Source organism: Streptomyces sp. NPDC002537, from assembly GCF_053594975.1.
The window spans coordinates 1-10,422 of the sequence record NZ_JBSFWT010000145.1; the positions used below are offsets into that span (position 1 = coordinate 1).

The following is a 10,422-nucleotide window of genomic DNA, read 5'->3' on the forward strand; positions in this document are numbered from 1 at the left end:
GCGCTGCGCTACCTGCTGATGCTCGTCGTGCTGGGCATCACCCCGGACGTCCGCGCGTGGACGTGCCCGAGCGGCGTGCGATTCCGTGACGAACTCCCGCCGCGCGCCGGGGTGGTGGGAATTCATGCGCCCGCCTTTGGTCCGCGCCCCAATGCGCCCTGCGGCACCGTGCGTTTCTCGTTCCGTACTCGTGAAGAATCCGTGGACAAACGGTCGAAGAAGCTCAGGAACGCCCTTTGATCTGGGGATTTGCAGATGACCCATGCTTGATCGCATATGCGTCCGGCCGCTTGTCGGAGGCCTGGAAGTCGCAATGATTCTGAACAGTTGAACTGCCCGGCCCTCGCGTGGATGGAAAACACGATGAGATGGGTAAAAACGCTGTGAGCACCGGTCAATTCATGATTCCCTCTCATTCAGAGACACGTGTCAGAGACGACTCCTCGCGGAATCCTCGGAATCACTGTCCTCGGACCCCACGGAACACTCGTCTGTGGGCATGAGCCGGCGCACTCGAAGACCCTGGTCCTCCTCGGCGGGCCGGCCCACCCTCCACTGCGTGCTTGCGGAGCCGACCCATGCTCACCACCCTCACGACCACCTACACCGATACCCGCGCCGCCGATCTCGCCTGGTGTCTGGGGAAGGACCCCCTCCCCGCCCTGGCCGTCCTCGATCTGCAGTTCGCCGACTCCCAGGTCCAGCTGCGCCTGCTCGGCGCCTCCCACCAGGTGCTGTTGGAGGAGGGGGACGGCGTCTGCTCGGAGACCGTCGCCTGTCTGCCGGGCAGCGCGACGCCCCTGCCGCTGGGCGTGGCCAAACGCGTCGGGGCCTGGGAGTACGAGTTCGCGGCCCGGATAGAGACGCTGTCGCACGGCTCTTTCGCGGGCCGCGCACAGGAGTTGCTGGCGCTGGTCGCCGAGCATCCGTACGGCTTGGCGGGCATCTTCCCGGGCAGCCCGCACGCCTTCACCGCGCTGCTCGCGCAGCGGTGCGAGGGCCAGGTCAGCTGGCGCACCTGGCACGCCTATCCGCAGGAGGGCCGGCTGGTCGCCACCAGGACGCGGGTGGCCGCGCGGACGACGGCGCCGCTCTGAAGCCGCCCGGAGGGGCGAACCGGCCATGGAACACCTGTAATCAACCCTTGTGGGTGACAAAAGGTTGTCGGATCGTGACGTAGCGTTCCCATCATGATCTACCGCCCGGTGTCGGCGCGGCTGCCCGTACCGGCCGGGCTCGGCCGCTTCGTGGTCCTGACCACCGTCTTCATCTGCGCCGCCTGCGGGTTGGTGTACGAGCTGGAGCTGGTCGCTCTGGCCTCGTATCTGATCGGCGACTCCGTCACCCAGGCGTCCGTCGTGCTGTCGGTGATGGTCTTCGCGATGGGCATAGGCTCGCTGCTCGCCAAACGGCTGCGGGGCAGGGCCGCGCTGGGGTTCGCGGCCGTCGAGGCGGCCCTGGCCCTGGCGGGCGGCCTGTCGGCGATGGCGCTCTACGCCTGCTTCGCCTGGTTCGGGCAGGCGCGGCTCGCCCTGGTGGGGTTCTCCCTGGCCATCGGGGTGCTGATCGGGGCCGAAGTGCCCTTGCTGATGACGCTGATCCAGCGCATCCGGCGGCAGGACGCGGGCGGCGCGGTCGCCGATCTCTTCGCCGCCGACTACGTGGGCGCGCTCGTCGGCGGGCTCGCCTTCCCCTTCCTGCTGCTGCCGGTGCTGGGGCAGTTGACGGGCGCGCTGTTCACCGGCGCGGTCAACGCGGCGGCGGGCGGGGCGCTGGTGCTGTGGCTGTTCCGCGGCGACCTGAGCGTGCGGGCGCGGTGGGCGCTGCTCGTCGCCAACGCCCTGGTGCTGGCGCTGCTGGCGGTGGGCACGGTGCTCACCGGCCCGTTCGAGCGCGCCGCCCGCCGCGCGGTATACGGCTCGAATGTGCGGGTGGCCGTGCAGTCGGACGTGCAGGAGGTCGTGCTCACGGGCGGTGGCGGCAGCGGGAAGCCGCTGTCGCTCTTCCTGGACGGCCGCTTACGGGTCAGCGGGGACGACGAGCTCCGCTATCACGAGGCGCTGGTCCACCCCGCGATGTCCGGCCCGCACCGCAGGGTCCTGGTGCTCGGCGGCGGCGACGGCCTCGCCCTGCGCGAGGTGCTGCGCTATCCGGACGTCGCCTCGGTCACCGTCGTCGAACTCGACCCGGCCGTACTGCGGTTGGCGTGCACCGACCGTGACCTGGCCGCGCTCAACCGGGCCGCCTTCCGCGACCCGCGGGTGCGCACGGTCACCGGTGACGCCTTCGAGTGGCTGCGCTCCGTACCCGCCGTCGAGCCCCCGTACGACGTGGTGATCTCGGATCTGCCCGACCCGGGCATCACCCCCAGCACCAAGCTGTACTCCCAGGAGTTCTACGGCCTGGCGGAGCGCGGCCTGGCCCCCGGCGGCCGGATCGCGATCCACGCGGGCACGGTCGGCGCCCGCCCGCACGTCTTCTGGACGGTGGAGGCCACGGTCCGTTCGCTGGGGCTGGCCACCCGGCCCTACCGGGTGGACGGCGGCGGGCCCGCCGGTGCCGCGCGGCGGGGCGACGGGCGCGGTGGCGAGGGCGACGACTGGGGCTTCGTGCTGGCCGCCCGGGAGTCCATACCCCTCCAACTCCCCGCGGTGCGGCCCGCGCTGCGTTCCCTCACCCCGGCGGAGCTGGCGGCCGGCGCCCGTGCCGCCGAGCGCGGCAGGGAGCAGGGGGCGCTGCCGTCGACGCTCATGCACCCCCGCTACGCGGACTGAGGGGCGGAGTCCCGCAGGTCCGTGCGGAAGGCCCCCGGGGAGCAACCGGCGCGGTGGTGGAAGAACTTGGAGAAGTTCGCCGCGTCGTCGAAGCCGATCCGCTCCGCGATCCGGGCGGCTGGCAGCTCGCTGTGCGCGAGCAGGCGCTTCGCCTCCAGCATCACCCTCCGGTCGATGAACTCCTTGGCGCCCACCCCCGCGCCGGCGAGGGCCGCGCGCGAGAGGGTGCGGGGCGAGTAGCCGAGCGTGCGGGCGTAGTCGGCGACCCGGTGCGTGGCCGCGAAGTCCCGTTCGACGGCCGCCCGGAAGCGCACGAAGGCATCGCCCGGCGCGGGCACGCTGCTGCCCACCGGCGCCGTGAGGTGCGCGAGGCGCAGCACCAGCACGGACAGCAGATGGCGCAGGACGGTGGAGTGCACGTCGGAGGGCAGGCCGCTGCTGGTGCGGAAGTCGGCCTCCAGATGGTGCACGGCGCAGAGGACGGCCTCCCGGTCCTGGCCGACCGGCTGGCACAGCACGGGCCGGAAGGGGTCGTCGGCCACGGCCGCGACCGCCGTACCCGGCGAGAGGAAGTTGGGCTGTACGAGGATGACGGCGCCCTCGATCTCCTCCACCGCCCCGAACTGCTGCACCTGCCCGGGGCGCACCCACAGCACCGAGCCCTCCTCCAGCCAGTAGCCGGTGAAGTCGACGGTGTGCCCGGCGGAGCCGGAGCGGACGACGACGATCTGGTGGAAGTCCAGCCGCTGCGGCCGCCCCAGCAGTCCTTCGGGCGCGCGGGAGCGCAGCTCGGCGAGCGTCATCACCTCGACACCGGCGGGGGTCCCCGGTGGGGCCTGATAGGCGAGCTCGATGATCTCGCCGCTCTCGTCCGGCTGCGCATGTCGCTTTTTCACCATGAGAAGACCCGAGCGTACCTGGTTGGGCCCGGAAACCGGCCGTAGCTTGGTCATAACGCACCACAACGGTGTGTGCACCACACGGTCGGCCCCGGCTGGACCGGCTGAACGTTTCAGGGAAAGACATGGCACGGCACAAGCTCACTTATGCATTCGACGCCTACTGCGGCTGGTGTTACGGCTTCGGTCCGACGGTCCGCGAGTTCGCCGCGGCGAACGCCGAGCGCATCGAGCTGACCGTGCTCAGCGGTGGGCTCTTCACCGGACCCCGCGCACAGCCCGTCTCCGCGTACCCCTACATCCCGCAGTCCGACCTCCGGATCGGCGAGCTGACCGGCGCGGTCTTCGGCCCCGGCTACGCCGAGGCGTTCGCCGAGGGCACGGCCGTGCTGGACTCCGCCGACGCCGCGACGGCCCTCGTCGCGCTGCGCAGGCAGGCGCCCGAGAGGACACTGGAGTTCGCGGGCGCGCTCCAGCGGGCCTGGTACGCCGACGGGCGGAGCCTCTCCGCCCCGGACACCCTGCGCACGGTCGCCGCCGGGCTCGACGGCGTCGACGCCGAGGCCGCCGTGGCCGTCTTCGCCGACCCGGACGCCCGCCGCGAGGCGGAGGCGGACTTCCGTGAGGTGCGCCGACTGGGCGTCGACAGCTACCCCACGCTGCTGCTCCACACCCCCGGTGGAGTGCGGCGGCTCGGCGGTCCCATGTCCTCCGCCCAGGCGCTCACCCGGGCCCTCGACCAGCACTGACACCCCCCCCACGTTCCCTCTTCTCACTTTCAGGAGCCCCCACATGGCAAAGATCGCCCTCTTCGGCGCCAACGGCACCATCGGCAGCCGCATCCTGCGCGAGGCGCTGGACCGCGGCCACCAGGTCACGGCCGTCGTCCGCGACCCCGCGAAGATCACCGAGTCCCACCCGGCCCTCACCGTCACCACCGGCAACGTCCTCGACCCGCAGTCGGTGGCCGCGGCCGCCAAGGACCAGGACGTCGTCGTCAGCGCCGTCGGCGGCGGTGACGGCCCCGGCCACGTCGCGACCATCAAGCCCGCCGCCGAGTCGCTGGTGGCCGGGGTGCGCACGCTCGGCGACGCGGCCCCCCGTGTGATCACGGTCGGTGGCGCGGGCTCGCTGCGCACGCCGGACGGCAAGCAGGTCTGGGACGCCGAGGGGCTCCCCGAGTTCCTGCTGCAGATCATGCACGCGCACGGTGACGCGCTGGACTTCTACCGCACGGTGGGCGACGTCCGCTGGACCAACATCAGCCCCGCCGGACTGATCGAGCCCGGCGAGCGCACCGGCACGTACCGGACGAGCCTGGAGGACCTCGTCATCGGCGCCGACGGCAAGAGCCGGATCTCCGCCGAGGACTACGCGGTCGCGCTCGTCGACGAGATCGAGAAGCCGCAGCACGTGGGCGAGCGCTTCACGGTCGGCGACTGACGCCTTCCGGCCCCCGAAGGCACGGGGTCCGGCGGAAAGTTCGGCCTGAGAGGCACTGGTGAGGGGCCTGGTGGGTAGGCTCGCTTGCTATGGAGCATGAGGTGTTCGTTCCGTTTTCCGTCGACTCCGTCCGCCGGGTCCTCGCCGACCCCGCCCGGGTCGTGCGCTGTGTGCCCGGCCTCCAACAGGACGTCGCGGACGCCTCCGGCGCGCTCGTGGCCGGACGCCTCCGGCTGCGCATAGGTGGCTCGACCATCACCTACCGGGGCTCGCTGCACCTGACCGAGCACGACGGCGCGTACGAGCTGTCGGGCGAGGGCACCGAGGTGCGCGGCTCCGGCACGGTGACGCTCGCGCTGCGCGGGGTGCTGGAACCGGCCCCCGACGGCGCCCGGCTGGTCTGCACCGGGACCGTCGGCAGCGGTGGCCGGCTCGCGGAGTTCGACGAGAAGACCACGGAGGCCACCGCCCGCCGTCTGCTGGACCGTTTCGCCGCCGCGCTCGTGGAGGAGTTGCGGGAGGACGCGGAGGAGGAGGCGGGCGCGGCCGGCGACGGCCCCCGGCTGGAGGGCGGCAGCGTCTTCGACACCGAGGTCCCGCCGCCGTCCCTCGATCCGTCGGCCGACGACGACCTCGACGAGGACGACGACGTGGACGACGAGCCGCCCGCGGAGGCCGCGCACGCGCGCCGCACGATGATCGGGCGCAGTGCCGAGGAGGTCGACCACGCGCCGCCCCGCGGGCGTTACGCGCCGGTCCCGGCCCCGGAAGCGGCGTCGGCCACCGCCGCGGCCCTCCGCTGGGCCGCCCCCGCGGCGGCGGTCGCGCTGGCCTCGGCGGTCGTGGTGGGACGGGTGCTGCGGCGGCGGCGGTAGCCGCCCGCCCCGCCGCCGCGGGCGTCGCGGCGGCTCAGCCCATAGGGTCGGCAAGGTGAGCACCGACAACACACAAGAGGTCCACCTCAAGGCCGGCACCGCCGAGCTGACCGTCGACCCCGGCAACGGCTGCCGCATCAGCAGCTTCAGGATCGCCGGAACCGAACTCCTCAGGGAGGGCGCCAAGTACGGTGCCTTCCCGATGGTGCCCTGGTGCGGCCGCATCGAGTTGGGACAGTTCCGCAACGGCGGCGAGCGCCACCAGATGCCCGTCAACTCCGCCCCGCACGCGATCCACGGCACCGGCCGTGACACCGCCTGGCACACCGCCCGCGTGGCGGAGGACTCCGCGGCCTTCACGTACGACCTCGCCGAACCCTGGCCGTACAGCGGCCGCGTCACCCAGATGGTGGAGCTGGCGGCGGATTCCCTCACGCTCACCATGGGCGTGGAGACGTACGACAACTCCTTCCCGGCACAGGCGGGCTGGCACCCGTGGTTCCGGCGCAACCTCGGCACGGGCGACGACGTGCAGCTCGCGTTCGACGCCGCGTGGCAGGAGGAGCGCGGCGACGACCACCTGCCGACGGGCCGCCGCATCGCCCCGCTCCCCGGCCCCTGGGACGACTGCTTCGGGATGCCCGACGGCGTGGACGTCACCCTGACCTGGCCCGGCGCGCTGGAGCTGAAGGTCGCCAGCCGCGCCGAGTGGGTCGTGATCTACGACGAGCAGGCGGAGGCCGTGTGCGTCGAGCCGCAGTCCGGTCCCCCGAACGGACTCAACACACTGCCCCGGCTCGTCACCCCGATCGACCCGTTGGAGATCTCCACGACATGGACCTGGCGGACGCTGGCCTAAGCTCGTCGGCATGAGCGAAGCGCGTGACGCCCTGCTGCAGCAGATCAAGGACAAGGCCGTGGTCCACGGCAAGGTGACCCTCTCCTCCGGCAAGGAGGCCGACTACTACATCGACCTGCGCCGGATCACCCTGGACGCCGAGGCGGCGCCCCTGGTCGGCCAGGTGATGCTGGACGCCACGGCCGACCTGGACTTCGACGCCGTCGGTGGTCTCACCCTGGGCGCGGACCCGGTCGCCACCTCGATGCTGCACGCGGCCGCCGCGCGCGGTCGCAGGCTCGACGCGTTCGTCGTCCGCAAGGCGCAGAAGACGCACGGCATGCAGCGCCGCATCGAGGGCCCGGACATCAAGGGCCGCCGGGTCCTGGTGGTCGAGGACACCTCGACCACCGGCGGCTCGCCGCTGACCGCCGTCGAGGCGGCCCGCGAGGCGGGCGCGGAGGTCGTCGCGGTGGCGACGATCGTCGACCGCGGCGCCGAGTCGGCCATCGAGGGCGCGGGCCTGCGCTATGTGACGGGCTACTCCCTGGGCGACCTCGACCTCTCCTGACCTGCTGTTTTTACAAAGCGTCCATGGCGGGCGGCTGGTTTCACGTGAAACCAGCCGCCCGTCGGGCGTTGTCGGGGCAAGGACCCATGTGGAGCAATTCGGGGAGTCTGGGAAGATGGGGACGACGATGAACGTCGCCCCCTAGGTCAGGGCCCCCTCGCCCACCCGCACATCACAAGGAGCGGACAGATGCCCATCGCAACCCCCGAGGTCTACAACGAGATGCTCGACCGGGCGAAGGCAGGCAAGTTCGCCTACCCGGCCATCAACGTGACCTCGACGCAGACTCTGCACGCCGCGCTGCGCGGCTTCGCCGAGGCGGAGAGCGACGGCATCATCCAGATCTCCACCGGTGGCGCCGAGTTCCTGGGCGGCCAGTACAGCAAGGACATGGTCTCGGGCGCCGTCGCGCTCGCCGAGTTCGCGCACGTCGTCGCCAAGAAGTACCCGGTGAACATCGCGCTGCACACCGACCACTGCCCGAAGGACAAGCTGGACGGCTACGTCCGCCCGCTGTTGGAGATCTCCGCGGAGCGCGTCGCCCAGGGCCAGAACCCGCTGTTCCAGTCGCACATGTGGGACGGCTCCGCCGAGTCCCTCGCCGACAACCTGGCCATCGGCCAGGAGCTGCTGGCCAAGGCCGCCGCCGCCAAGATCATTCTTGAGGTCGAGATCACCCCGACCGGCGGCGAGGAGGACGGCGTCAGCCACGAGATCAACGACGAGCTGTACACCACCGTCGATGACGCGCTGCGCACCGCCGAGGCCCTGGGCCTGGGCGAGAAGGGCCGCTACCTGCTGGCCGCCTCCTTCGGCAACGTCCACGGCGTCTACAAGCCGGGCAACGTCGTCCTCCGCCCCGAGCTGCTGAAGGACCTCCAGGCGGGCGTGGCCGCCAAGTACGGCAAGGCCAGCCCCTTCGACTTCGTCTTCCACGGCGGTTCCGGCTCCACCGAGCAGGAGATCCGCACCGCGCTGGAGAACGGCGTCGTGAAGATGAACCTGGACACGGACACCCAGTACGCCTTCACCCGTCCGGTCGCGGCCCACATGTTCAAGAACTACGACGGCGTCCTGAAGGTCGACGGCGAGGTCGGCGAGAAGAAGACCTACGACCCGCGCACCTGGGGCAAGCTCGCCGAGGCCGGTATGGCGCAGCGCGTCACCAAGGCGTGCGCCGACCTGCGTTCCACGGGCACGAAGCTGAAGTAGCCGTGCGGCACCGGTGACGGTGCGCGCGCAGTCGCGAAAGGTCCTGGCCCCGCTCGCCGAGCGGGGCCAGGACCTTCTTCGTGCGCGGTCCCTTCACTGGCGGGCCCGGCCCGGCCGGGGGATGATCCGAGCATGAGTGACTCGGCACGGGCCGGGGCCACGACGTCCGGGGCGGTGGGCACGGACGCGCCCGCCGTACGGCTGGGGACGCGCACCGGGCGGGCCGTCCTGCTGACGGCCGTGCTCGGGTCCGGGATGGCGATGCTCGACAGCACCGTCGTCAATGTGGCACTGCCCCACATCGGCGCGGACCTCAACGCCGATCTGGCCGTGCTGCAGTGGACCATCAACGCGTACATGCTCACGCTCGCCGGGCTGATCCTGCTGGGCGGGGCGCTCGGCGACCGGTTCGGGCGGCGGCGGGTGTTCGTGGTGGGCGTCGTGTGGTTCGCGCTGGCCTCCCTGCTGTGCGGGGTGGCGCCGAACGCCGGGGTGCTGATCGCGGCGCGTGCGCTGCAGGGCGTCGGCGGGGCGCTGCTCACCCCCGGCTCGCTCGCCCTGATCCAGTCGGTGTTCCACCCGGACGACCGGGCCGGCGCGGTGGGTGCGTGGTCGGGGCTCGGCGGGGTGGCGTCGGCGGTGGGGCCGTTCGTGGGCGGCTGGCTGGTGGACGGACCGGGCTGGCGCTGGGTGTTCCTGATCAACCTGCCGGTGGCGGCCCTCTGCGTGCCCGTGGCGCTCAAGTTCGTACCGGAGACCCGGGACCCCGGAGCACACGGGCGGTTCGACGTCCTCGGCGCGGCACTGGGGGCGCTGGCGCTCGGCGCCGTGACATACGCCCTGATCGCCGCGCCCGAGAAGGGGGCCTCGCCCTGGGTGGTCGGCCCGGCGGTCGCCGGGGCGCTGCTGGCGGTGGCGTTCTGGCGGGTGGAGTCGCGGCGGGCGGATCCGATGCTGCCGCCGGAGATCTTCGCGAACCGGATGTTCTCGTCGGTCAACGCCGTGACGGTGTGCGTCTACGCGGCCTTCAGCGGTTTCTTCTTCCTGTCGGTGCTGCAGCTCCAGGTGGTCGTGGGCTGGTCCGCGCTGGAGGCGGGGACCGCGCTGCTGCCCACGACGGTCCTGATGCTGCTGCTGTCCGCGCGCTCCGGCCGGGTCGCGGAGGGCATCGGCCCGCGGATCCCGCTGACCGTCGGCCCGTTGCTGTGCGCGGCGGGGATGCTGCTGATGACCCGGGTCGGGGCGGGCGCCGTGTACTGGCGGGACGTGCTGCCCGCGCTGGTGCTGCTCGGCATGGGCATGGTGGTGCTCGTCGCCCCGCTCACGTCCACCGTGCTGGCCTCGGTCGATGTCGCCCGCGCGGGGCTGGCCAGCGGCATCAACAACGCGGCGGCCCGCGCGGCGGGGCTGATCGCGGTGGCCGCGCTGCCGCTGCTGGCAGGGATGAGGAGCGACACGTACCGCGATCCCGCGGCGTTCACGGGTGCGTTCCGGCGCTCGATGCTTTTCTGCGCCGGGGCGCTGGTGGTGGGGTCGGCGCTGGCGTGGTTCGCGGTGCGGCGCACGCGGCGGCCTGTCTGCCACCCGGAAACGGCGTACCACTGCGGGGTGGGCGCCCCGCCCCTGGACCCGGGCGACGAGGCGACGACGTCGTAGCGGCGGGTACGTGCTCCGGCCTTTGGCTGCCCCGCCGTTGCCGCCTGCGGCGGGAGCTGTCCGCCCCCCCCGGGCCCCGGCTGCGGGCCGGTTCGCCGCCTGCGGCGGGGGCGGCCTGCGGCCGCGTCCTCAATCTCCCCCAGCTACCGCTGGG

General features: G+C 72.3%; 10 protein-coding genes and 1 pseudogene. 10 read left to right on the forward strand and 1 reads right to left on the reverse strand.

The window, feature by feature from the left end; translation table 11 throughout:
• The 3 genes and pseudogenes from ACWD4A_RS34135 to ACWD4A_RS34145 all read left to right on the forward strand — a co-directional run.
• Nucleotides 1–240: pseudogene (locus ACWD4A_RS34135) on the forward strand (hypothetical protein); the annotation flags it as partial.
• Between the two features lie 338 nt (nucleotides 241–578).
• Nucleotides 579–1,097, forward strand: coding sequence for a DUF2617 family protein (locus ACWD4A_RS34140; RefSeq protein ID WP_451200151.1), 519 nt, complete (start codon nucleotides 579–581; stop codon nucleotides 1,095–1,097).
• Nucleotides 1,098–1,190: 93 nt separating this feature from the next.
• Nucleotides 1,191–2,774 carry a polyamine aminopropyltransferase gene (locus ACWD4A_RS34145; RefSeq protein WP_451200153.1) on the forward strand — a complete coding sequence of 528 codons (1,584 nt, stop codon included), beginning with the start codon at nucleotides 1,191–1,193 and terminating at the stop codon, nucleotides 2,772–2,774.
• Here the strand turns inward: ACWD4A_RS34145 and ACWD4A_RS34150 are convergent.
• On the reverse strand, nucleotides 2,762–3,673 hold the full coding sequence (locus tag ACWD4A_RS34150; RefSeq protein WP_451200156.1) for a helix-turn-helix domain-containing protein: 912 nt from the start codon (nucleotides 3,671–3,673) through the stop codon (nucleotides 2,762–2,764). The two genes, ACWD4A_RS34145 and ACWD4A_RS34150, sit on opposite strands and share 13 nt — an antisense overlap.
• Nucleotides 3,674–3,798: 125 nt before the next feature.
• Between ACWD4A_RS34150 and ACWD4A_RS34155 the strand changes: the two genes are divergently transcribed.
• From ACWD4A_RS34155 to ACWD4A_RS34185, 7 genes are all read left to right on the forward strand, one after another.
• On the forward strand, nucleotides 3,799–4,422 hold the full coding sequence (locus ACWD4A_RS34155) for a DsbA family protein (protein WP_451200159.1): 624 nt from the start codon (nucleotides 3,799–3,801) through the stop codon (nucleotides 4,420–4,422).
• A gap of 43 nt (nucleotides 4,423–4,465) precedes the next feature.
• Nucleotides 4,466–5,116 carry an NAD(P)-dependent oxidoreductase gene (locus ACWD4A_RS34160; RefSeq protein WP_451200161.1) on the forward strand — a complete coding sequence of 217 codons (651 nt, stop codon included), beginning with the start codon at nucleotides 4,466–4,468 and terminating at the stop codon, nucleotides 5,114–5,116.
• An 89-nt stretch (nucleotides 5,117–5,205) separates the two neighbouring features.
• A complete protein-coding gene (locus tag ACWD4A_RS34165) occupies nucleotides 5,206–5,991 on the forward strand; it encodes an SRPBCC domain-containing protein (protein ID WP_451200163.1) in 786 nt (261 codons plus the stop codon).
• 55 nt (nucleotides 5,992–6,046) lie between these two features.
• Nucleotides 6,047–6,850: an aldose epimerase family protein gene (locus ACWD4A_RS34170; protein ID WP_451200165.1), complete on the forward strand. Its 804-nt coding sequence runs from the start codon at nucleotides 6,047–6,049 to the stop codon at nucleotides 6,848–6,850.
• 10 nt (nucleotides 6,851–6,860) lie between these two features.
• Complete coding sequence (gene pyrE / locus ACWD4A_RS34175) at nucleotides 6,861–7,400, forward strand: orotate phosphoribosyltransferase (RefSeq protein WP_451200167.1); 540 nt, start codon at nucleotides 6,861–6,863, stop codon at nucleotides 7,398–7,400.
• A gap of 189 nt (nucleotides 7,401–7,589) precedes the next feature.
• A complete protein-coding gene (gene fbaA, locus ACWD4A_RS34180; RefSeq protein WP_451200170.1) occupies nucleotides 7,590–8,612 on the forward strand; it encodes a class II fructose-bisphosphate aldolase in 1,023 nt (340 codons plus the stop codon).
• Between the two features lie 132 nt (nucleotides 8,613–8,744).
• Entirely contained in the window at nucleotides 8,745–10,268 is a 1,524-nt protein-coding gene (locus ACWD4A_RS34185; protein ID WP_451200172.1) for an MFS transporter, read from the forward strand.
• Nucleotides 10,269–10,422: the final 154 nt, after the last annotated feature.

Excerpts from the sequence above, each read along its gene's own strand:
- ACWD4A_RS34140 (WP_451200151.1), top strand. The coding sequence starts at position 579 with ATGCTCACCACCCTCACGACCACCTACACCGATACCCGCGCCGCCGAT.
- ACWD4A_RS34145 (WP_451200153.1), top strand. The coding sequence starts at position 1,191 with ATGATCTACCGCCCGGTGTCGGCGCGGCTGCCCGTACCGGCCGGGCTC.
- ACWD4A_RS34150 (WP_451200156.1), bottom strand. The coding sequence starts at position 3,673 with ATGGTGAAAAAGCGACATGCGCAGCCGGACGAGAGCGGCGAGATCATC.
- ACWD4A_RS34155 (WP_451200159.1), top strand. The coding sequence starts at position 3,799 with ATGGCACGGCACAAGCTCACTTATGCATTCGACGCCTACTGCGGCTGG.
- ACWD4A_RS34160 (WP_451200161.1), top strand. The coding sequence starts at position 4,466 with ATGGCAAAGATCGCCCTCTTCGGCGCCAACGGCACCATCGGCAGCCGC.
- ACWD4A_RS34165 (WP_451200163.1), top strand. The coding sequence starts at position 5,206 with ATGGAGCATGAGGTGTTCGTTCCGTTTTCCGTCGACTCCGTCCGCCGG.
- pyrE (WP_451200167.1), top strand. The coding sequence starts at position 6,861 with ATGAGCGAAGCGCGTGACGCCCTGCTGCAGCAGATCAAGGACAAGGCC.
- fbaA (WP_451200170.1), top strand. The coding sequence starts at position 7,590 with ATGCCCATCGCAACCCCCGAGGTCTACAACGAGATGCTCGACCGGGCG.
- ACWD4A_RS34185 (WP_451200172.1), top strand. The coding sequence starts at position 8,745 with ATGAGTGACTCGGCACGGGCCGGGGCCACGACGTCCGGGGCGGTGGGC.